Below are 20,855 nucleotides of genomic sequence, written 5' to 3' on the forward strand. Positions count from 1 at the left end.
AGAGCCCCTACTCAGAGGCTCACACAGGATTAACGAACTTTCAGTGTCGCTAGGCCAACCAGTACTAATACCATTGAGATGATCCAAAAACGCACGATAACACGCGGCTCTGGCCAACCTTTCAGTTCATAGTGGTGGTGAATCGGTGCCATGCGGAAAATACGCTGACCACGCAATTTGTAAGAGCCCACCTGCAGAATCACTGACAGAGTCTCCATTACAAATACACCGCCCATGATAACCAGTACCAATTCTTGGCGAACTAACACAGCAATCACACCCAATGCACCGCCCAGTGCTAGCGAACCAACATCGCCCATGAATACTTGAGCTGGGTAGGTGTTGAACCATAGGAAACCTAGGCCTGCACCGACGATAGCAGTACATACAACCACAAGCTCAGAAGTGTATGGGATGTATGGAATGTGTAGATATGCTGCGAAGTTAACGTTACCTGTCGCCCAAGCAATCACAGCAAAACCAGCAGCAACCATCACCGTTGGCATGATCGCCAAACCATCTAGGCCGTCTGTTAGGTTCACCGCGTTACTGGTACCCACAATAACAAAATAAGTCAGTACGATGTACAATAAACCTAATTGTGGCATCACATCTTTAAAGAAAGGAACCACCAGTTGAGTTGCCGCAGTATCGTGCCCGTGAGCATACAGAGCAAATGCCACAACCAATGCAATAGCCGATTGCCAGAAGTACTTCCAGCGAGCAATCAAGCCATCGGTGTTCTTACGAACCACTTTACGGTAGTCATCAACAAAACCAACCGCGCCATAACCAGCAAGTACAACTAATACCGCCCAAACGTAAGGGTTAGAAAGATCAGCCCACATTAATACTGTAATAATAATGGCAGCTAGGATCATCACGCCGCCCATGGTTGGTGTACCACGTTTGCTAAAGTGAGATTCAGGGCCGTCATTACGAACAACTTGGCCAATTTGTAGCATTTGCAGACGCTCAATTAAACGAGGTCCCATCCACAGCGACAGACATAAAGCCGTCAAAATACTCGCGATTGCACGAAACGATAGGTATTCGAACAAACGGAAAAAAGAAAGGTGTGGCTGTAGTAGCTCTGCAAGCCAAATTATCATGAAAAGTTCTCCTTTAAAGCAGCGGCTATTTTACTCATTCCTGCACTATTGGCGCCTTTTACCAACAAGGTATGTGACGCGTTTTCTGGCAAGCATAAGTGCTGCTCTATGTGCGCGATCATCGCTTGATGCGTTGCAAAGTGGGTACCATTACAGACCTCACTAATCACCTTGGTATCATCACCGTAAGTGAGTACATGCTCAAAAGCGAATGGGGCAGCATATTCACCGACTTGACGGTGAAGTGCAAGGCTTTCGTCGCCTAATTCAGCCATATTGCCTAAAATCAACCAACGCTGACCTTTGAAGCTCGACAGCAGTTTGGCTGCCGCCTTCATCGCAGGTACGCTAGCGTTATAACTGTCATCTATCAGCTTGATATTCTGACTTAATTGTTGAACCTCAACTCGTCCTTTGACAGAGATAAGATTCGCTAAACCATTTTTTACTTCTTCAAGCGTGGCACCAAACTGGATACTCAACGCTGCTGCAGCCAACGCATTCGCTACGTTATGCTGACCAATAATGCCAAGCTCAACCGGTATAGCGCCTTGCGGCGTTTGCATCTCAAAGCAAGCTTCGCCCTGCTCATTAATGCGAATATTCTTAGCAAAGTAATCTGCCGTACTGTCGCTTTCTGAAAATGTCAGTACGTTTTTGTCTGCAAGCACATCTTTCCAGAAGTCACCACCATTGCTCTCTAGGTTAACAATAGCAGTATCACCAGCAGCAAGCCCCTGAAAAATTTCGCCTTTCGCTTGTTTAACACCATCAATTGAGCCAAAGCCTTCTAGATGCGCGGCAGCTACGTTATTCACCAACGCCACCTGCGGTTTCACAAGTTGCGTGGTATAGGCGATTTCACCAATATGGTTCGCGCCCAGTTCTATCACGGCATAGTCGTCATTGGGCTCACTGCGCAGTAAGGTTAGTGGTACACCAATATCATTATTGAAGTTACCCGCAGTAAACAACACCTTGCCACGTTGTTGCAGAATGCTCGCCACCATCTCTTTGACGGTTGTTTTGCCACAGCTTCCTGTTATCGCCATGGTTGGCACATCACATTGTTTGTGGATCCAAGCACTTAGCTGACCTAAAGCAAGTTTAGTGTCTTCAACAACAACTTGAGTAATATTTAGGTCAAGTTTTCGTTCGACTAACAACGCACTCGCATTTGCCTCAACCGCTTGATGACAAAAGTCATGCGCATCGAAACGTTCTCCGACGATAGCAACAAACAATGCACCTTCTTCAACGGTGCGAGTGTCGGTAGAAACGGCATTAATTACGGCATTGTTTGAGTTACCAGCCTCAATCAACTCACCGCTGACCGCTGAACAAATCTGTTCGAGTGATACATCAATCATTATGAAATACCTAAAAGTTGAAGCGCAGATTCTCGATCTGAGTAATGGATCGTTTCGTCTTTTAATACTTGGTAATCCTCATGGCCTTTACCAGCCAAAAGAATAATGTCATTGCTGCCTGCCTGCTCAAGCGCGAACTTAACCGCTTGGTAGCGATCGTGTTCCACAAATGCAGATTCAGGTTTGTTTAAGCCTGCCAGCATGTCTTTGACAATCAAGGCAGGATCTTCGCTACGAGGATTGTCATCTGAAATAATGATTTTATCGGCGAACTGCTCTGCGGTCGCTGCCATCATAGGACGCTTACCAGTGTCACGGTCACCGCCGCAGCCAAAGATAGCCCACAACTTTCCAGAACAGTGAACTCGCAATGCTGCTAATGCTTTTTCTAAAGCGTCTGGCGTATGCGCGTAATCGACAACCACTTTTGCTTTGTTCGGCACTTGGAATAGCTCCATTCGGCCAATCACAGGTTGCAGCTGAGGCGCAGTGTCGACCAAGATTTGCTTATCGATACCTAATGACAGCAAGGTCGCAAAGGCAACCAGTACATTTGATGCGTTAAACTGACCAATTAATGGAACAGAAAGATCGCCTTGTCCCCAACTACCATCGAAAGAGAGCTTAATCCCAGTTTCTGCATAAGCAACATCAGATGCCCATACCGACTGTTGGTAGTCCGTTAATGGAAGTAATGAAACAGCAATCGCATTCGATAAATCTGTCATCCAAGCTTTGCCTACTTCGTCATCAACGTTTATGACAGCGTGCTTGCATTTATGTTCGGTAAACAGACTCTTCTTAGCCAAAGCGTACTCTTCCATCGTGCCATGGTAATCAAGATGATCACGGCTCAAATTAGTGAATACACCGACTTCGAAGTCCAAGGCTTTAACGCGACCTTGCACCAAACCATGAGAAGATATTTCCATAGCTGTGTAAGCCGCGTTTTCTTTCGTTAACTCACTCAGTGTGCGTTGTATTTCAATCGCACTGCCTGTGGTATTCGCCGCGGTTTTTAGATTATCTAAAAAACCATTACCCGTGGTGCCCATTACCGCAGAACGTTGACCAACAAGATCAAGCCATTGAACAATCAATTGGGTGATAGTGGTTTTGCCATTGGTGCCGGTAACACCAATCAACTTAGTCGCTTGAGACGAGTAAACACGACCGGCCAACTCAGATAACACCAAGTTAAGGTCTTTAATGTAAATTACTGGAACAGTATCCAACCACTCAATCAGACCGTGGGCCTTTTCAGCATCAGCTTGTGCGATAACGGCATTGGTTCCCTGTGCGACCGCTTTGTCGATGAAACGACGGCCATCAACAGCATGCCCAACTACAGCAACAAAAATATCGCCGTCTTTGATGGCACGACTATCCAACTCCAACTGTTCAACGGCAATCGCATCCAGCTCAGGTGAACTAAAGTCACCCCAAGGAGAAAGTAAAGATGACAGCGTGAGGCTATTACTCATATTGAATCCTGATTGGCTCTATTCTTGAAACTTGTTTTCATCAGCAGGGACATTCAGTATTTGCAGTGCACCCTTCATGATTTCAGAAAAAACGGGGGCAGCAACTGAACCGCCATAGTAAAGGTCACCTTGAGGCTCATTGACCACAACAACCAACGCGACTCTTGGGTCACTAACAGGGGCAAAACCTGCGGTAATCGCAATGTATTCGTCGCTGTATCCGCCAGCTTCAGCCTTACGAGACGTACCCGTTTTTGCTGCAACTCGGTAACCAGGAACCGCCGCTCTTGTTGCTGTGCCGCCTTTTTGAGTCACCCCTTCGAGCATATTCAAAACCAGTTCAGCGTTCTCGCGCTTGATGATCTGCTTAGAAAAGTCTTGGTCGTTACTCTTAATAATATGAATCGGTTCATACATGCCTTTGTTGGCTAGCGTCGCATACGCATGTGCCAACTGCATCGGTGTAACAGACAAACCGTAACCGAATGATAGTGTTGCAATTTCAAACTTAGACCAGCGACGACGATTCGGGAAAATACCGCTCGTTTCACCGATTAAGTTCAGCCCAGACATTTCGCCTAGACCAACAGAACTGTACATCCCAAGCAGGGCTTCTAAAGGCATGTTAAGTGCCAACTTCGCCACACCGATGTTACTCGACTTCTTGAGGATCAGTGCTAAATCAGCCTTACCGACTTTAGACGAGTCTCGCACACGACTGCCACCGATCTGCATGATGCCGTTGCCAGTATCAAGAACGATATCTGGATCAGCAGTACCGTTCTCTAGCGCTGCCAAAACCACAAAAGGTTTCACGGTAGAGCCGGGCTCCATCGCATCAGTAAGTACGCGGTTACGCATCTTAAAACTTTGTAAGTCAGCACGATTGTTCGGGTTATAAGAAGGGGCATTGACCATCGCCAACACAGCGCCGGTTTTTACATCCAACAAAATAGCAGAGCCAGAAGTCGCCTTATGATCGGCCACCGCCTGTTTAATCGCTCGGTAGGCGATCGCTTGTAATCGTTGATCGATCGTTAGCTCGAGTGGTTTGCCTTCTTCACGCTCTTCTAAAGCAATGTTTTCAACAACACGTCCGTAGCGGTCTTTACGAATCGTTCGCTTACCCGCCTCGCCTGTGAGCCACTTGTCATAGCTGCGCTCAACGCCTTCTAGGCCGTGTCCATCAATGCCGGTAACACCGATAAGGTGCGCACTGACTTCGCCTGCAGGATAGTAACGTCGAGATTCAGCTTTCAGGCCAACACCCACCAGCTTAAGCTCACGGATATACTTAGCCATTGCAGGGCTAACTTGTCTTTGCAGGTAAATAAAACGACGGGATTTGTTGCTAGAGATCTTGTCGATCATCGATTGTCGCTCTAAGCCAAGTACATCGGCTAACGCGTACCAACGATCAATTTGGGCCATGCCGTTTTTATCGAAAATCGTTTTAGGATCGGCCCATACCGCTTCAACTGGAACACTCACAGCAAGCGGCTCGCCATTACGGTCTGAGATAATACCGCGAGCAGAAGGAATTGCCTTAACACGTACCGAGCGAAGGTCGCCCTGACGAATTAAGTTATCTGGTTCAATAATTTGGATGTAAGCCACACGACCAACCAGCGCAGCAAAGGCAAGAAACACGAAAGCAATAACGACGTTGAAACGCCATTTAATAAGAATTGGATCCGAATCCTTTTCGCTCGTCACACGCTCTTTCGTTGATTTCTTAACGGTTTTTGCGGGTGCTTTTTCCTTTTTACCGGTCATTTCAGTGTGATCACAACTTCTTTTTCAGAGTCTGGACGTTTCATGTCTAGCTCTCTTTTTGCCGATGCTTGAACGCGACTATGTTCAGCCAGAGCCGTCTCTTCAAGCATTAAATTTCGCCACTCATCATCAAGCTGTTCTCGCTCCACCAACGCCGTGTCTTTTTGCGTGATCGCCTGACGTGACATATGTGTCGTAAGAACGACCCCCATCGCACTCGCGAAGATACAGATAAGAAGCATCAATGGGACCTTGCCCACGGAGATCAAATCAAAAAATATTATCTTGGCTAAGTTTGGTTTGGAGGTCTTCATTGACTATAGCTTTTCTGCGATTCGTAATACTGAGCTACGCGAACGAGTATTCTCATCCACTTCATCTTTAGAAGGCTTGATCGCTTTACCAATTGGTTTTAGATCGGCACTACCTAAAGCTTTAATTTGATCTTCGGTTAGCGGTAAACCATGAGGAACCTGTGGCCCTTGACTCTCTTTACGGATGAAGCGCTTCACCATACGGTCTTCAAGAGAGTGAAAACTGATAACAGAGATACGACCTTGGGGAGCAAGAATACTTGCAGCGCCTTTCAGTGCGGTATCGATCTCTTCAAGTTCACTATTAATGTAGATACGAAATGCTTGGAAAGCACGTGTCGCTGGGTGCTTTTTCTCTTTAAAGTTCTTTGGAGCGACATCAGAGATAAGCTTAGCCAATTGGCCAGTACGTGTTAACGGTTCGTTCTCTTCGTTCTCTTGATAAGCAATGATGCCCTTCGCGATACGACGAGCGTGTTTATCTTCACCGAACTCACGGATAACCCATGTGATGTCATCAAGATCCGCATCAACTAGCCACTGAGAAACCGGAATACCCGTCGTTGGATCCATACGCATGTCTAGCGGGCCGTCTTTCATGAAGCTAAAGCCACGTTCAGCATCATCTAGCTGTGGTGAAGACACACCTAAATCCAGTAAAACACCATCCACTTTACCCACTAAGTCATAACGCTCTGCATATTCAGCCATACCTGAGAATGGGCCGTGAATAATCGTAAAACGGGGGTCATCAATCTTCTGAGCTTCAGCAATTGCTTGTGGATCGCGGTCGATACTAAAGAGTCTTCCATTCTCGCCCAGTTTAGACAGGATTGTACGGCTGTGCCCACCACGGCCAAAAGTACCATCGATGTAGGTACCGTCAGGTTTGATCGCAAGTCCGTCAATAGATTCGTTAAGCAATACTGAAATATGTTTGAATGCTTCTGTCATAGTCTTCTCAGTGAGTGGATTGAGCCATTAGTTCGGCAATAATTTGTTCTATTAACGTTTTAGTGTACTGATTTCACGCTGTATCTCCACCATATTGTGTATAGGCATTTGGAATTTTTGACCCAAGCTTATATCAGGGTGAAAGATTTTAAGGAAATCTAAATAATTTACGTCAATATAAAGCAAAAAACCCATCACTACGGTTAAGTAATGATGGGTTCTTTATATAGGTGGAGTTGACACATACGCCGGGTTCTGTTCCGCTTGCGCGGTGGTAACCATTCGTCTAGGCCTGCAATCGCTCACAGGCTCAAGCAATCTACCCGCCCCCATACGCGAGCAGCGCAATGCGAGGGCCTATTTGATCTTGCTCCGGGTGGAGTTTACCTTGCTACGAACTGTTGCCAGTCGCACGGTGCGCTCTTACCGCACCCTTTCAGCCTTACCTGTGCCTCTTCCGAAGAAATGAGGCCATCGGCGGTCTTCTCTCTGCTGCACTTGTCGTGGGCTCGCGCCCCCCAGACGTTATCTGGCACCCTGCTCTATGGAGCCCGGACGTTCCTCCCCTCTGCCAGTCTCCCGAAGGACTTCAACGTCAGTTTCCCGAAGGACCTCAACGTCAGTCTCCCGAAGGACATCAGCAAAGCAGCGATTACCCGTTCAACTCCGAGGGCGGATTGTATAGAGATTAGAGTGCAGTGTCTAGCGAGATCACAAATATGCTGCAAACCGCTAAGTAAACGCATGAATTTCACACAATCCAGACAAAAAAAGAGGAATGAAGGGACGACCTTCATTCCTCACAAGCTTTAAAATAGCACTCTAGCGACTTATACACTGAGCAGCTATTTATCTATTCAGCGTTAACCATCTAGGTGCTCAAGGCCCCACTTGTACAGCGCGTTCTTTTTCAGGTTGTAGATTTCTGCCGTCATCGCCGCCGCTTTTTTAAGAGGCAGCTCTTTGGTTAGAATGCCTAGTGTGCGAGTCGCTTCGTCTGGCAGTTCTGTGCTCGCTTCTTCACGGTGGCCGTGAATCAGTAACACCATCTCACCGCGTTTACGGTTCGCGTCTTCTTCAATCCACTCAATAAGTTCACCAAGTGGCAGCCCTTGGATGGTTTCGAAGGTTTTGGTTAGCTCACGCGCCAATACAACCTCACGGTCAGGGCCAAGAATCTCAAGCATGTCTTGTAGAGAATCTGAAATACGGTGTGGTGATTCATAGAAGATGCACGTGCGCTCTGCCTTTGCGATCTCTAAGAACTTGTCTTTGCGACCCTTGCTCTTTGGCGGTAAGAAGCCCTCAAAGCTGAAACGATCTGACGGTAAACCAGAAGCACTTAACGCGGTAATCACAGCACAAGCACCAGGAAGTGGCACAACTCTCACACCCGCTTGACGACATTGTGAGACAAGATGGTAACCTGGGTCACTAATTAAAGGAGTACCCGCATCAGAGACTAATGCGATAGACTGACCTTCTAATAACCTTTCGACTAGAACTTGCGCTTTAGTTTGTTCATTATGATCATGTAAAGCGAACGTTCTGGTTGATATATTGAAGTGAGCAAGCAGCTTACCCGTGTGGCGTGTGTCTTCGGCTGCAATAACATCGACACTTGATAAAATTTCAATTGCTCTTTGAGTGATATCTCCCAAATTTCCGATTGGGGTTGGCACAATGTAGAGAGTTGGGCTCTCTGTGAGCAAGGTTTTGTTATCTGTCATTTGTTTACCATCACTTCAACGATTAATATAGATACAAATTTATACGGAATTTAAAGAACTCATGGCAACGATGAACCATAAGAGACTCAGTGTACCACGCTTACTAACTCCAATTGCATTAGCAATTACATTGGCGGCTTGTTCTTCAGGTCCTCAAGCACCAACGCGTGTTGATATTACACTAGATCCAGCGCAATCAACTGAAAGTTACATGATGCAGGCGGATAGTAGCAAAGGAAGTCTACAAAACGACTGGTTAATCATGGCACTTAAGGCTTCTGTGCAAGCTGGAAAAACCGATCAAGCGACTCTGCTTATCAAGCGCTTAGCCAAACAAGAGCTGAGTGAAGTTCAACAAGCAGAATGGCAATTAGCTCGCGCTCAACTGCTGGTGAATAACTCGCAACCACAGCAAGCGTACAGCCAGCTGAACTTTCAGCCTTGGTGGAAGCTTCCGAACGAGCAGTGGAAAGATTATCACGAGCTACGCGCTAACATTTCTGAAATGCAAAGCGAGTATTTCGAAGCAAGCCGTGAGTTAGTCCTTTATTCAGAATACGTAGACGCTGATGACGAAAGCCAACAGATAACTGCCGACCGTATTTGGCAGAACCTGAATAGCTACTCTCAATATGAGATTCTAGAACTTAAGACTTCTCCGACAGAAGACGTTCTAGCAGGTTGGTTACAGCTGGCTATTTATATGAAGACGCTGAACTCTAACCTTCCAGACCTACAGAAAACTCTGTCTGATTGGCTGGCTGAGAATCCTCGTCATCCTGCAGCAACCTACACACCTCAGGCGATCACTGACATATTGGCGCTAGAGATCAGCAAACCAACCAGCACTGCGCTATTACTGCCGCTCACGGGTAAGTACGGCAAGCAAGCACAGCTTGTGCGTGATGGTTTCATCTTTGCGATGATGAATGACAAAGAGCGCGAAGAAAACGCAACGCTAACGGTTATGGACACCAACGTACAAAGTGCTGCTGAAATTAAAGCGACACTGGAAGAGAACAAGGTAGATTTCATCGTTGGCCCGCTGATTAAGAGCAATATTACCAAGCTTCAGCAAGCGCAGAAAAACCACGAAAATTCGATTCCAGCTTTAGCTCTAAATATTCCGACGCAGCTAGAACCTGATACCAACATTTGCTATCTCGCTCTATCGCCAGAGCAAGAAGTCGCTCAGGCAGCGAAACACCTTTTTGCTCAAGGCTACAAGTACCCGCTTATTCTTGCGCCAAAAGGGCGTTTAGGTGACCGCGTTAAGCAAGCGTTTGAGAAAGAGTGGAAAAAATACAGCAACAACGAAGTCGCGATTACCTTATTCTCTGACAAGCGCCAACTTCAGCGCAATGTGAATCAGGTATTCGGCTTACAAGAGAGCCAACAACGTATCGCTCAAATGGACGGGCTACTTAACCTAGATCTAGAAACTGAACCGCGCAGCCGTCGTGATATCGACTCTGTTTACATTGTGGCGAAGAACTCAGAGCTTACGTTGATTAAGCCTTTCATTGAAGTCGCGATTAACCCAGATGCTGACCAACCAGCCTTGTTCTCAAACTCACGCAGCAACAGCGGTGACAAGCAGTACGAAGATCTAACGGGTGTGTTCTACAGTGACATCCCACTATTGGTTGAGAGCAAGAACGAGCTTAACAAAGAGCTAAACGACCTATGGCCTGCACATTCAAACGGCCAAAAACGTCTGCAAGCACTGGGGATGGATGCCTACTACCTAATGGATGCATTGCCACAGATGAAAGCCGTACAGGGTTACAGCATTCCAGGTGAAACCGGCGTGTTAACCATCGACAACAACTGTGTTGTTCAACGTGAAATCAGCTGGGCAGAGCATGGGGCTTTTTAGCCGAAAGTACCTGTCCAAACCAACAATCACCCACAAACAAGTGGGTGATAAATACGAGGCCGTGGCTAAAAATTATTTAGTTAGCCACGGATTATCGTTAATTCAAGAAAACTTCATAGCTAAATGTGGCGAGATTGATCTTATAATGCGCCATAACAATACGGTTGTGTTTGCTGAGGTAAAATACCGCAAGCAAACCCGCTACGGACATGCCGTCGAAATGGTGACAGCAAAGAAGTCACAGAAGCTGCTCAAAACAGCCAATGTTTGGCTTATGCAGCAAGGCTTGTCGGTACACTCTACAGATTTCAGGTTTGATATCGTTGCCATAGAAGGGCCGAATGACAATATCGACTGGATTCAAAACGCGATTACCCAAGGATAAACATGCTAGACAGCATTAAAGAAAGTTTTACAGAAAGTATTCAGATCCAAATTGCGGCTGCAGAAGCACTGCCAGACGCAATTACGCATGCCGCTCAAGCAATGGTTGCGACCTTGCTTAACGGAAACAAAATTCTTTGTTGTGGTAATGGTGGTTCGGCGTCGAATGCTCAGCAATTTGTATCGTGCCTACTTAATCGCTTTGAAACCGAGCGCCCTAGCCTCCCAGCAATGGCTCTCACAGCAGACAACACCACGCTAACGGCAGTAGCCAACGACTATCACTACGAAGAGATCTTCTCTAAGCAGGTACGTGCGTTTGGTCAAACTGGCGATATTTTACTGGCTATCTCTACTAGCGGTAACAGCAAAAACATCATTAAAGCGATGGAAGCAGCGGTAACACGTGACATGACGATCATCGCCTTTACGGGTAAAGATGGTGGTGAAATGGCAGGCTTATTGGGCGAACACGATGTAGAAATTCGTATCCCTTCACACCGTACAGCACGCATTCATGAAGTACACATGGTGACACTGCATTGCCTATGTGACCTAATCGATCAAGTACTCTTCCCTGCTCACGAAGAGTGATATACGGAGCATCACAATGAAATCATTAACCTCTATGAGGCTGTTTAAGCTGATTAGTGTTTCGCTACTTACACTGTCCCTGTCTGGTTGTGCTGGCATTTTCATTGCTGGTGCTGCAACCACAGCGAACTTAGTCACTGACACACGAACCACCAAACAAATCTGGAACGATAACAATATCGAATTTGAAGTCGCAGCCATCACCAACAAGCAGCCATATCGTGGCAACGTTCGTATCACAGCGAGCTCTTACCGAGGTTCGGTTGTATTGATGGGGCAAGCGACCACTGACTCAGAGCGTCGCGCGTTTGAAAACCAAGCCAAAGAAGTGGCAGGCGTAGAAAGCATCCATAATCAGGTGCGAGTAAAAGAGCCATTGACCATCAGTGCTATTAGTAACGATAGCTGGATTACTACCAAGGTGAAATCAGCTCTTTTAGCAAACGCTGATCTCAACGGCATCAAGGTTAAAGTCATCACTGAAGATTCAGAGGTGTTTTTACTTGGGTTAGTATCTAGAGAGCATGCTGATATCGCGACAGAAGTTGCGCGTAATGTTTCAGGCGTAAAGCAGGTGATTCGAGCGTTTGAATATGGCGAAGAAGAGACGGCCGTTAACTAGCCTTAAGCAAGCCAATTAAATGCTATTTAGCAGAAAAGAAAAAGCAGCGACGAGTCGCTGCTTTTTTATTTGAGTCGTTATTTAGCTAACGTTAAACGTTATTTGATAACACGAAGGCTTGGGCGACCTTTTGCTGGACGAGGAGGCTCAGGATCTGAGTCAGGCTCTTCAGCATCTAAGTCTGCCGTTGCTACGCTCAAAGATGGGCCTTTCTCTTGTTCTTCAAAAGGACTTTCTTCAATCCCTTCTTCAAAAGATTCCATGTAAGCCTCTTCAGGTTCAAACATGGTACCAGCACCATTCTCACGAGCATAAACCGCTTGAACTGCGTAAAGCGGAACGATCACAGAGTGTGGACGACCACTAAAGCGAGCACTAAACGTCACAGCTTCGTTACCCAGTTCAAGTTGTCCAACCGCACGAGGCGCGATGTTCAGAATGATCTGACCATCTTGAACAAACTCTTCTGGAACTCGCACACCCGGTAATGTTGCTTCAACAACAAGGTGTGGAGTTAGTTCGTTATCAACCAGCCATTCATAAAATGCACGAAGCATGTATGGTCGGCGTGGAGTCATATTAGAAATATCCATAAACGCTTAGCGAACGAGTCGCATCTCACGCTCAGCTTCAGTTAGAGAAGCTAGGAATGAATCACGTTCGAATACGCGGTTCATGTAAATCTTAAGCTCTTTAGAACCAGGACCAATTAGTTCGATACCAAGCTCAGGTAAACGCCATAATAGCGGAGCTAGGTAACAATCAATTAGGCTAAACTCTTCGCTCATGAAGTATTCATACTCAGCGAAGATAGGAGCAAGAGTCAGTAGGTCGTTGCGCAGTTTAACGCGAGCTGCTTCAGATTCTTCAGCGTTGCCTTTAACGATCTTCTCTGCAACTGAATACCAGTTACGCTCAATGCGGTACATCATTAGACGGCTGTTACCACGAGCAACCGGGTATACAGGCATCAACGGTGGATGAGGGAAACGCTCATCTAGGTATTCCATGATGATCTTCGAGTCATATAGAGCAAGCTCACGATCAACAAGAGTAGGTACTGATTTGTACGGGTTCAGTTCAACAAGCTCTGCTGGTAGATTTTTTTCATCAACCAACTCAACTTCAACACTTACGCCTTTTTCAGCAAGAACGATGCGCACCTGATGGCTATACATATCAGAAGCACTTGAGAAAAGAGTCATTACAGAACGTTTATTGGCAGCTACAGCCATGGAGCCCTCCAGTACACTTTAAATAAAAACAATGGAGGCCTAAAGCCTCCATTGAACATTAACATAATTTGGGAATTAGCACGGTATTATAGCACAATTAGTGCACATCACGCCAATACTCTTTCTTCAGCAAAATCACGATGATAGTGAAGATTACTAAGAAGGCCATTACCCACCAACCCATAGCGTGACGCTCAAGTTGAACTGGGTCGCCCGAGTAAACCAAAAAGTTAACAAGGTCACGAACTGCTTCGTCGTATTCACCAGCACTTAATTCGCCAGAGCCGTCAGTCTCAGTGCCAACAACAACCGTCACTTCCTCGCCATCTACCATATGAGTATCGTAGATTGGTGTTGGGATACCTTGCAGTTCTTCAAGAACGTGCGGCATACCAACGCTTGGGAAAACAATGTTGTTCACGCCAAATGGACGAGACGGATCTTCATAGAAAGTACGAAGGTAAGTGTACAGCCAGTCTGCGCCACGAACACGAGCAACCAATGTTAGGTCTGGTGGCGGAGCACCAAACCAACTTGCCGCTTGATCAGAAGGCATAGCATTAACCATCAAGTCACCGATTTTCGCTTCAGGGTCGAAAATCAGATTTTCCTTCATAAGATCAACGGGGATCTCTAAATCATTCGCAACACGTTCATAGCGCTGGTACTGCGTTGAGTGACAAGCGAAACAGTAGTTCATGAACATCTTAGCGCCATTTTGCAATGAAGCTTTGTCTGTTAAATCATTGTTCGCTTTGTCTAATGGTACGTTTGCACCCGCTGCCATCACCAGTGACGGCAACATAGCAAATAAAATTACAATCCACTTTTTCATTTGAATGTCACCCTTTCTGGTAATGGTTTCGTCGCTTCATTTTTACTGTAGAACCACAGTAGAACGAAGAACATGAAGTAACCTAAGCTAAAGATTTGAGCCAGTAGCGTGTATGTTGGCGTTGCTGGAAGCGCACCAAGTACACCAAGCGCAATAAAGCTTATTGTGAATTGGATGATGTTAATCAAATGCAGTTTGCTACGGTAACGGTAAGAACGCACTTTACAACGGTCGAACCATGGTAGTAGGAATAGCACAACAATAGATGCGCCCATTGCTACAACACCTAGCAACTTATCAGGAACAGCACGCAGAATTGCGTAAAACGGCGTGAAGTACCATACCGGAGCGATGTGCTCTGGTGTTTTCAGTGGGTTAGCAGCTTCAAAGTTTGGCGGCTCAAGGAAGAATCCACCCATCTCTGGGTTAAAGAACAGCACATAACAGAAGAAGAATAGGAAACCGGCCACACCAACCATATCTTTCACGGTCCCGTATGGGTGGAAAGGAATAGAGTCAATGATGTCGTATTTCTTAGTGTAATCCTTGTGGAATGGGAACTGCGTTTTGTAGTCGTCGCCCATTGTGCCTTTAGGAAGTTTCGTCTCAATACCGTCTGGGTTGTTCGAACCCACTTCGTGCAGTGCTAGTACGTGAAGTACGATAAGCAGCAGAAGTACAATTGGTAGAGCGATAACGTGCAGTGCGAAGAAACGGTTCAGCGTTGCACCAGAGATGATGTAGTCACCACGGATCCAAAGCGTTAGGTCATCACCGATAACAGGGATCGCACCAAACAGAGAAATGATTACCTGAGCACCCCAGTAAGACATTTGACCCCATGGTAGTAGGTAACCCATGAAAGCCTCAGCCATAAGCACTAAGAAGATCAACATACCGAAGATCCAAAGTAGCTCACGAGGCTTTTGGTAAGAACCATAGATTAGGCCACGGAACATGTGCAGGTAGATAACAACGAAGAATGCCGAAGCACCTGTTGAGTGCATGTAACGTAGTAGCCAACCGTATTCCACATCACGCATGATGTATTCAACAGAAGCAAATGCACCCTCACCTGACGGTACGTAGTTCATTGTTAGCCAAATACCCGTAAGGATTTGGTTAACCAATACCAACATTGCCAAAGAACCGAAAAGGTACCAAAAGTTAAAGTTCTTAGGCATTGGGTATTCAGATAAATGCTTTTTATACGCATTCATCGCGGGTAGACGTTTCTCTACCCAATCAAGCAATCCTTGCATTACACGTCTCCCTCGTCCACACCGATCATGATCTTAGTGTCACTCAAATACATATGCTTTGGTACAACAAGATTCAATGGAGCTGGTACGCCTTGGAATACTCGACCTGCCATATCAAACTTTGAACCATGACAAGGACAGAAGAAACCAGACTTAACACCCTGAACTTGTTCTGCAAAAGAATCCGGCAGGTAAGTTGGAGAACAACCTAAGTGCGTACAGAAACCAACAGCAACGAAGAATTCCGGCTTAATTGAACGGAACTCGTTCTGTGCGTATTCTGGTTGTTGTTCAGCTTCAGATTGAGGGTCACGAAGTTGACCACCGATCGATTTTAGGTTTTCTAGTACCGACTCAGCACGGCGTACAACCCATACAGGTTTACCTTGCCACTCGACACGAACCATTTGTCCCGGTTCTAACTTACTAACTTCCACTTCCACCGGCGCGCCCGCAGCTTTCGCCTTGGCACTCGGATTCCATGATTTAATAAAAGGCACGGCTACAGCAGCTGCTCCTAAACCACCAACAACGGCTGTTGTTGCGGTTAAGAAACGCCTGCGACCGTTATTTAAAGGCGCGTTGCTCATCCAAACATTCTCCCATTTGCTCCTTGTGGATTGAAATAATTCCGATTAAAGAGCATGGCTAACAAAATATGTATTTAGTTCTATTTATTGACGGCAAATGATAAATAAAACCCTACTTTTTGACAAGATAAAGCTACCTTTTTGTAACAATCATGAGGCAAAGCGCACATTGGGTTACAAAAGCTTTCAAAATATAAGAATTTGGAAATAAAACGAGGAAGGGAAAGCGTTTAGAGGGGGTATAAAAACAAAAAGCCCGGCATATAGCCGAGCTTTGAACCACAATTCCAGTCGTAAAACTGGGGGCGTGTACTTTTTCGTAAAGAAAAATTAACGCTTAGAGAATTGAGGTTTACGACGTGCTTTACGTAGACCAACTTTCTTACGTTCAACGCAACGAGCGTCACGAGTAACGTAGCCAGCTGCACGTAGAGCAGGACGTAGAGTTTCATCGTACTCCATAAGAGCGCGAGTGATACCGTGGCGGATTGCGCCAGCTTGACCAGAAATACCACCACCAGAAACAGTGATGTAAAGGTCAAGTTTCTCAGTTAGTTCAACTAGCTCAAGAGGTTGCTTAACAACCATACGAGAAGTTGGACGACCGAAGTAAACATCAAGGCTACGCTTGTTGATTACGATCTCACCAGAGCCTGGTTTGATGAAAACACGAGCTGCTGAGCTTTTGCGACGACCAGTGCCGTAGTATTGATTCTCTGCCATTTTCATAATCCCCTTAGATGTCTAGTACTTGTGGCTGTTGAGCAACATGGTTGTGCTCAGTACCAGCGTACACTTTAAGCTTACGGTACATCGCGCGGCCTAGAGGACCACGTGGAAGCATACCTTTAACTGCTAGTTCTAGAACCATTTCTGGTTTCTTAGCAATTAGCTTTTCAAAAGTGATAGTTTTAAGACCACCTGGGAACTCTGAGTGACGGTAGTAAACCTTACCCTTAGCTTTGTTACCAGTTACAGCAACTTTCTCAGCGTTAACAACGATGATGTAATCACCAGTGTCTACGTGAGGAGTGTATTCTGCTTTGTGCTTGCCGCGTAGGCGAGAAGCGATTTCACTTGCTAGACGGCCAAGAGTTTTGCCTTCAGCGTCTACAACATACCAGTCGCGTTTTACAGTTTCTGGTTTAGCAACGAAAGTTTTCATGCTAATAATTACCTATTTAAAAAATTTACACTTAAGGAATACTCGCGTATTCCCACTGTCTAAGAGTTACCATTCATCACCCCTTCGAGTGTTGGAAAACTCTTGGCATAACGTGATTTTACTCATCGCTAGAGGCCCGCAGTAACGGTAGGTCGCAGGATTATAGAGAAGAGCGAAGAAAAAATCACCTCTTTTTGAACAAAATCACGATTTTTTTAATTCTATTTCTTATTCGAGATAATCAAAGCTAACTTAAGTGTTCTTTTGCCAAATATTCATGGCTCTGCATTTCAATTAAACGCGACTGACAACGTTTAAATTCAAACTCTAGCTGACCATGGGTGTATAGCTTTTCTAGCTCCACTTCCGCTGAAATAATCAGCTTCACATTGCGCTCGTAGAACTCATCAACTAATGCAATGAAGCGCCTCGCAGCGTCATCTGAAGTCGCGCCCATTTGCAATACATCCGCCAATAGAACTGTGTGATAAACCCGAGACAACTCAATATAGTCGTTCTGGCTACGAGCCGACTGACAAAGCTGAGCAAAGGTACCATGCAGTACGCCATCACTCGCTTCGACTACATCTAATTGACGGTGGTTAACCTCTATCTGCTTAAGCTTCTCTTTATCTTCACCAACGAGCTGAGCGTAATACTTTTCGAGATTAATATTCGCTTGGCTATCTAGCGGGTAATGGTAAATCTCAGCCTGTTCTAAGGTACGTAGACGATAGTCAATACCACTATCGACATTAAGGATATGACAGTTGTCTTGAATGAGCTTGATGGCAGGTAAGAAACGCGCTCGCTGTAACCCGTTGCGATACAGATCCGCAGGTGGAATATTAGAGGTCGCAACCAAGATAGCGTTTCGAGCGAATAACTCTTGGAACAAGGTTCCTAGGATCATCGCATCGGTGATGTCTGAAACAAAGAATTCGTCGAAACAGATAATGTCCGCTTCTTCCTTCAACTTGTCTGCGACTAAAGGCAATGGATCACTCACATTACCTAGCGCCTTTAGCTCATCATGAACTCGATACATAAAGCGGTGAAAGTGAACACGCATTTTTTTAGTGGTCGGTAAGGCATCATAGAACGTATCCATTAGGTACGTTTTTCCTCGCCCTACGCCACCCCAAAAATAGAGACCTTTCGGTGGTTGTGGCAGTTCTGGCTTTTTGCCTAGTAATTTCTGGAAGCGAGTCAGTTGAGGAATGGGCGTATTCATGTAATCTTGAAATTGATGAAAGAGTTCATCTAAAGATTTTACGGCTTGCTCTTGTGCTGGATCTCTTTGAAATCCATGTTCTTTTATATCTTGTTCGTATTTTTTAATGGGATTCATGACGACATTTCCACAATGAAAGCAATATCAGACAACAACTAAAAATGAGCCCAAACAGTACGAGGAATAACGTGATGTGGTGAATAATGCAGCATCAAACTGCTAACTAGCGCACACGCATTTCTCTTTATACTGCGGCTTTCTCATAGTACCATGGAGCCGTATCACGTGTAACTAAGCAGTAACAAACATGTTAAAAAACAATAATAAGGAGCTGTTATGCCTTGGATGTATGCCGTTGCCGGTTTACTAGTCGGAGTTATTTTAGGGGTCGCTATTTCTCGTCTCATGACACCTGAATACAAAAAACAAAAGAACGTACAGAAAGAATTGGATAGCGCAAAGTTTGCCCTTGAGCAGCAGCGACAAGAGCTGGCTGATCACTTTGCGAAATCAGCAGAAATGTTGGACACATTAGGTAAAGACTACACAAAACTGTACCAACACATGGAAAAAACAAGCTCAGAGCTGATTCCTAACCTGCCAGAGCAAGATAACCCGTTTGTGAAAACAGCCGCTGCCCATTCGGACAAGCCACAAGAGAAGCCTTCAGTAAAAGAGGCGACACTTGAGGAACAACCGAAAGATTACGCTAATGGCGCAACCGGTTTATTTACAGAGCAGAAGAAAGAAATCATGAATGCTCCCGATGTTGTTACAGCAAAAGCATCGTAAACATTTAACACTTCTGTGAACTTTACAAAGGTTTTTGAGTCATAACTTTCACTCAGGTCATTTGAAACTTATCATACTTATTAAACGTATAAGAGGGTTAAGACCTTAACTAGAGAGGAGTTTATGATGAAAAAACCTTTGCTTGCTTTATCAGTGCTAACTTTAAGCTTAAGTTCAATCATCACCCCCATTAAAGCAACAGCCGCACTGCCATTAAGTGTGGGTAATGAACAATTACCGAGCCTTGCTCCTATGCTTGAACAAGTGACCCCCGCTGTGGTTAGTATTGCCGTAGAAGGCAAACAGGTACAACGTCAGCAAATCCCTGAACAATTTCAATTCTTTTTTGGTCCAGAACAAACACGAGAGCGTCCCTTCCGCGGATTAGGCTCTGGTGTCATCATTGACGCCGAGAAAGGTCATATCGTGACCAATTACCATGTCATTAATGGTGCGGACGATATCAAAGTAAAACTGCATGATGGTCGAGAGTACGATGCTGAGCTAATCGGCGGCGACCAGATGTCTGATATCGCACTGCTAAAATTAGAAGAAGCCAAAAACCTGACCCAGATAAAAGTCGCAGACTCAGACAAACTAAGAGTTGGTGATTTTAGTGTCGCGATCGGTAACCCATTCGGACTTGGGCAAACCGTGACATCCGGTATTGTTTCTGCACTCGGCCGTAGCGGCCTGAATCTAGAAAACTTTGAAAACTTCATTCAAACCGATGCAGCAATCAACAGCGGCAACTCTGGTGGTGCGCTAGTGAACCTTAACGGTGAGCTAATTGGTATCAACACCGCCATTCTTGGCCCTAACGGAGGTAATGTCGGTATCGGCTTTGCAATCCCTTCTAATATGATGACAAACCTGACAGAACAAATTCTCGACTTCGGTGAAGTAAAACGCGGCATGCTTGGCGTTCAAGGCGGAGAAGTGACCTCTGAATTGGCAGAAGCACTCGGTTATGAATCAAGCAAGGGCGCCTTTGTTAGCCAAATCGTCCCTGACAGCGCAGCCGATAAAGCAGGACTGAAAGCGGGTGATATTATTGTCTCTATTAATGGCAAACGCATTGATACCTTCAGCGAGTTAAGAGCTAAGGTCGCAACACTCGGCGCTGGTAAGCAGATTGAACTGGGTGTGGTTCGTGACGGTAAGAGCAAAACCTTTGATGTGACGCTTGGTGAATCCACCAATAATAAAACACAAGCTGAGAAGCTCCATGAAGGACTAGCTGGTGCTGAGTTAACCAACACAACAGAGAGTGACTCTGCAACGGGCGTCAAGGTATCGAATGTTGCTCAAGGTTCACCAGCCGAAGCCTATCAACTCCTGAAAGATGACATCATCATCGGAGTAAACCGCCAGCCCGTTAAGAACCTTGCTGAGTTTAGAGAGATTCTTGAAAAACAACCTGGTGTACTGGCGCTTAATATCCAGCGAGGCGACCGAACTATCTATCTTGTGATTCGATAGTCTTACGTCAGCGCAATTACAGGGAGGCTCAGTAAGTTTGC

21 protein-coding genes and 1 other RNA gene are annotated in these 20,855 nt (G+C 45.6%); 6 read left to right on the top strand and 16 right to left on the bottom strand.

The window, feature by feature from the left end:
• Positions 1-29 precede the first annotated feature (29 nt).
• The 8 genes from mraY to rsmI all read right to left on the bottom strand — a co-directional run bounded on the left by mraY (position 30) and on the right by rsmI (position 8,740).
• Positions 30-1,112, bottom strand: a complete 1,083-nt coding sequence (mraY, locus tag AB6D06_RS09265; protein ID WP_004735991.1) for a phospho-N-acetylmuramoyl-pentapeptide-transferase — start codon at positions 1,110-1,112, stop codon at positions 30-32.
• A complete protein-coding gene (gene murF, locus AB6D06_RS09270; protein ID WP_372100397.1) occupies positions 1,109-2,482 on the bottom strand; it encodes a UDP-N-acetylmuramoyl-tripeptide--D-alanyl-D-alanine ligase in 1,374 nt (457 codons plus the stop codon). Before murF ends, mraY begins: the two co-directional genes overlap by 4 nt.
• Positions 2,482-3,966, bottom strand: a complete 1,485-nt coding sequence (gene murE, locus AB6D06_RS09275) for a UDP-N-acetylmuramoyl-L-alanyl-D-glutamate--2,6-diaminopimelate ligase (protein ID WP_372100399.1) — start codon at positions 3,964-3,966, stop codon at positions 2,482-2,484. Before murE ends, murF begins: the two co-directional genes overlap by 1 nt.
• 18 nt (positions 3,967-3,984) lie before the next feature.
• Entirely contained in the window at positions 3,985-5,742 is a 1,758-nt protein-coding gene (locus AB6D06_RS09280; RefSeq protein ID WP_372110139.1) for a penicillin-binding transpeptidase domain-containing protein, read from the bottom strand.
• Positions 5,739-6,056, bottom strand: coding sequence for a cell division protein FtsL (gene ftsL / locus AB6D06_RS09285; protein WP_019824585.1), 318 nt, complete (start codon positions 6,054-6,056; stop codon positions 5,739-5,741). The genes AB6D06_RS09280 and ftsL overlap by 4 nt, the downstream gene beginning before the upstream one ends.
• 3 nt (positions 6,057-6,059) lie before the next feature.
• Positions 6,060-7,010: a 16S rRNA (cytosine(1402)-N(4))-methyltransferase RsmH gene (rsmH, locus tag AB6D06_RS09290; RefSeq protein ID WP_372100401.1), complete on the bottom strand. Its 951-nt coding sequence runs from the start codon at positions 7,008-7,010 to the stop codon at positions 6,060-6,062.
• Positions 7,011-7,238: 228 nt separating this feature from the next.
• Positions 7,239-7,678, bottom strand: an RNA gene (gene rnpB, locus AB6D06_RS09295) — RNase P RNA component class A.
• 195 nt (positions 7,679-7,873) lie between these two features.
• Positions 7,874-8,740, bottom strand: coding sequence for a 16S rRNA (cytidine(1402)-2'-O)-methyltransferase (rsmI, locus tag AB6D06_RS09300; protein WP_086714228.1), 867 nt, complete (start codon positions 8,738-8,740; stop codon positions 7,874-7,876).
• Positions 8,741-8,801: 61 nt separating this feature from the next.
• On the opposite strand from rsmI, the gene AB6D06_RS09305 reads away from it, so the two are divergent.
• Genes AB6D06_RS09305 through AB6D06_RS09320 form a run of 4 tightly spaced genes read left to right on the top strand, consistent with a single transcriptional unit; the run spans position 8,802 to position 12,219 of the window.
• Positions 8,802-10,619, top strand: coding sequence for a penicillin-binding protein activator (locus tag AB6D06_RS09305; protein WP_017087502.1), 1,818 nt, complete (start codon positions 8,802-8,804; stop codon positions 10,617-10,619).
• Complete coding sequence (locus AB6D06_RS09310) at positions 10,606-11,004, top strand: YraN family protein (RefSeq protein ID WP_102566693.1); 399 nt, start codon at positions 10,606-10,608, stop codon at positions 11,002-11,004. The genes AB6D06_RS09305 and AB6D06_RS09310 overlap by 14 nt, the downstream gene beginning before the upstream one ends.
• Positions 11,005-11,006: 2 nt before the next feature.
• The gene (locus AB6D06_RS09315; protein ID WP_004729817.1) at positions 11,007-11,597 is read left to right on the top strand and encodes a phosphoheptose isomerase; all 591 of its coding nucleotides are present in this window, start codon (positions 11,007-11,009) and stop codon (positions 11,595-11,597) included.
• 16 nt (positions 11,598-11,613) lie between these two features.
• Positions 11,614-12,219, top strand: coding sequence for a BON domain-containing protein (locus tag AB6D06_RS09320; protein ID WP_004729818.1), 606 nt, complete (start codon positions 11,614-11,616; stop codon positions 12,217-12,219).
• Between the two features lie 98 nt (positions 12,220-12,317).
• Here the strand turns inward: AB6D06_RS09320 and sspB are convergent, their stop codons facing one another.
• The 8 genes from sspB to zapE form a co-directional block, all read right to left on the bottom strand.
• Positions 12,318-12,812 carry a ClpXP protease specificity-enhancing factor gene (gene sspB, locus AB6D06_RS09325; protein ID WP_372100404.1) on the bottom strand — a complete coding sequence of 165 codons (495 nt, stop codon included), beginning with the start codon at positions 12,810-12,812 and terminating at the stop codon, positions 12,318-12,320.
• Positions 12,813-12,818: 6 nt separating this feature from the next.
• On the bottom strand, positions 12,819-13,454 hold the full coding sequence (gene sspA, locus AB6D06_RS09330) for a stringent starvation protein SspA (RefSeq protein ID WP_009848943.1): 636 nt from the start codon (positions 13,452-13,454) through the stop codon (positions 12,819-12,821).
• A 97-nt stretch (positions 13,455-13,551) separates the two neighbouring features.
• Complete coding sequence (locus AB6D06_RS09335) at positions 13,552-14,289, bottom strand: cytochrome c1 (protein ID WP_017061436.1); 738 nt, start codon at positions 14,287-14,289, stop codon at positions 13,552-13,554.
• A complete protein-coding gene (locus AB6D06_RS09340) occupies positions 14,286-15,551 on the bottom strand; it encodes a cytochrome bc complex cytochrome b subunit (RefSeq protein WP_017061435.1) in 1,266 nt (421 codons plus the stop codon). Before AB6D06_RS09340 ends, AB6D06_RS09335 begins: the two co-directional genes overlap by 4 nt.
• Positions 15,551-16,141 carry a ubiquinol-cytochrome c reductase iron-sulfur subunit gene (petA, locus tag AB6D06_RS09345; RefSeq protein ID WP_372100406.1) on the bottom strand — a complete coding sequence of 197 codons (591 nt, stop codon included), beginning with the start codon at positions 16,139-16,141 and terminating at the stop codon, positions 15,551-15,553. Before petA ends, AB6D06_RS09340 begins: the two co-directional genes overlap by 1 nt.
• Before the next feature lie 330 nt (positions 16,142-16,471).
• Positions 16,472-16,864 (bottom strand): 30S ribosomal protein S9, encoded by a 393-nt coding sequence (gene rpsI / locus AB6D06_RS09350; protein WP_004740758.1) that lies wholly within the window; start codon positions 16,862-16,864, stop codon positions 16,472-16,474.
• A 13-nt stretch (positions 16,865-16,877) separates the two neighbouring features.
• The gene (gene rplM / locus AB6D06_RS09355) at positions 16,878-17,306 is read right to left on the bottom strand and encodes a 50S ribosomal protein L13 (RefSeq protein WP_010434689.1); all 429 of its coding nucleotides are present in this window, start codon (positions 17,304-17,306) and stop codon (positions 16,878-16,880) included.
• Positions 17,307-17,553: 247 nt separating this feature from the next.
• Complete coding sequence (zapE, locus tag AB6D06_RS09360; RefSeq protein ID WP_017061433.1) at positions 17,554-18,657, bottom strand: cell division protein ZapE; 1,104 nt, start codon at positions 18,655-18,657, stop codon at positions 17,554-17,556.
• Positions 18,658-18,876: 219 nt separating this feature from the next.
• Here zapE and zapG point away from each other — a divergent pair, with 219 nt between their 5' ends.
• Positions 18,877-19,332 (top strand): Z-ring associated protein ZapG, encoded by a 456-nt coding sequence (gene zapG / locus AB6D06_RS09365; RefSeq protein WP_017061432.1) that lies wholly within the window; start codon positions 18,877-18,879, stop codon positions 19,330-19,332.
• 126 nt (positions 19,333-19,458) lie between these two features.
• A complete protein-coding gene (locus AB6D06_RS09370; RefSeq protein WP_017061431.1) occupies positions 19,459-20,814 on the top strand; it encodes a Do family serine endopeptidase in 1,356 nt (451 codons plus the stop codon).
• Positions 20,815-20,855 lie beyond the last annotated feature (41 nt).

Source organism: Vibrio sp. 10N.239.311.G01 (assembly GCF_041465805.1).
GTDB classification, from domain to species: Bacteria; Pseudomonadota; Gammaproteobacteria; order Enterobacterales; family Vibrionaceae; genus Vibrio; species Vibrio crassostreae_C.

What these genes read in the sequence shown, in the direction of transcription:
- zapE (WP_017061433.1), bottom strand. Translation starts at nt 18,657, where the DNA reads ATGAATCCCATTAAAAAATACGAACAAGATATAAAAGAACATGGATTT.
- rpsI (WP_004740758.1), bottom strand. Translation starts at nt 16,864, where the DNA reads ATGGCAGAGAATCAATACTACGGCACTGGTCGTCGCAAAAGCTCAGCA.
- AB6D06_RS09370 (WP_017061431.1), top strand. Translation starts at nt 19,459, where the DNA reads ATGAAAAAACCTTTGCTTGCTTTATCAGTGCTAACTTTAAGCTTAAGT.
- sspA (WP_009848943.1), bottom strand. Translation starts at nt 13,454, where the DNA reads ATGGCTGTAGCTGCCAATAAACGTTCTGTAATGACTCTTTTCTCAAGT.
- murF (WP_372100397.1), bottom strand. Translation starts at nt 2,482, where the DNA reads ATGATTGATGTATCACTCGAACAGATTTGTTCAGCGGTCAGCGGTGAG.
- sspB (WP_372100404.1), bottom strand. Translation starts at nt 12,812, where the DNA reads ATGGATATTTCTAATATGACTCCACGCCGACCATACATGCTTCGTGCA.
- rplM (WP_010434689.1), bottom strand. Translation starts at nt 17,306, where the DNA reads ATGAAAACTTTCGTTGCTAAACCAGAAACTGTAAAACGCGACTGGTAT.
- murE (WP_372100399.1), bottom strand. Translation starts at nt 3,966, where the DNA reads ATGAGTAATAGCCTCACGCTGTCATCTTTACTTTCTCCTTGGGGTGAC.
- AB6D06_RS09310 (WP_102566693.1), top strand. Translation starts at nt 10,606, where the DNA reads ATGGGGCTTTTTAGCCGAAAGTACCTGTCCAAACCAACAATCACCCAC.
- rsmH (WP_372100401.1), bottom strand. Translation starts at nt 7,010, where the DNA reads ATGACAGAAGCATTCAAACATATTTCAGTATTGCTTAACGAATCTATT.
- mraY (WP_004735991.1), bottom strand. Translation starts at nt 1,112, where the DNA reads ATGATAATTTGGCTTGCAGAGCTACTACAGCCACACCTTTCTTTTTTC.
- AB6D06_RS09335 (WP_017061436.1), bottom strand. Translation starts at nt 14,289, where the DNA reads ATGAAAAAGTGGATTGTAATTTTATTTGCTATGTTGCCGTCACTGGTG.
- AB6D06_RS09280 (WP_372110139.1), bottom strand. Translation starts at nt 5,742, where the DNA reads ATGACCGGTAAAAAGGAAAAAGCACCCGCAAAAACCGTTAAGAAATCA.
- rsmI (WP_086714228.1), bottom strand. Translation starts at nt 8,740, where the DNA reads ATGACAGATAACAAAACCTTGCTCACAGAGAGCCCAACTCTCTACATT.
- zapG (WP_017061432.1), top strand. Translation starts at nt 18,877, where the DNA reads ATGCCTTGGATGTATGCCGTTGCCGGTTTACTAGTCGGAGTTATTTTA.
- AB6D06_RS09340 (WP_017061435.1), bottom strand. Translation starts at nt 15,551, where the DNA reads ATGCAAGGATTGCTTGATTGGGTAGAGAAACGTCTACCCGCGATGAAT.
- AB6D06_RS09315 (WP_004729817.1), top strand. Translation starts at nt 11,007, where the DNA reads ATGCTAGACAGCATTAAAGAAAGTTTTACAGAAAGTATTCAGATCCAA.
- petA (WP_372100406.1), bottom strand. Translation starts at nt 16,141, where the DNA reads ATGAGCAACGCGCCTTTAAATAACGGTCGCAGGCGTTTCTTAACCGCA.
- ftsL (WP_019824585.1), bottom strand. Translation starts at nt 6,056, where the DNA reads ATGAAGACCTCCAAACCAAACTTAGCCAAGATAATATTTTTTGATTTG.
- AB6D06_RS09305 (WP_017087502.1), top strand. Translation starts at nt 8,802, where the DNA reads ATGGCAACGATGAACCATAAGAGACTCAGTGTACCACGCTTACTAACT.
- AB6D06_RS09320 (WP_004729818.1), top strand. Translation starts at nt 11,614, where the DNA reads ATGAAATCATTAACCTCTATGAGGCTGTTTAAGCTGATTAGTGTTTCG.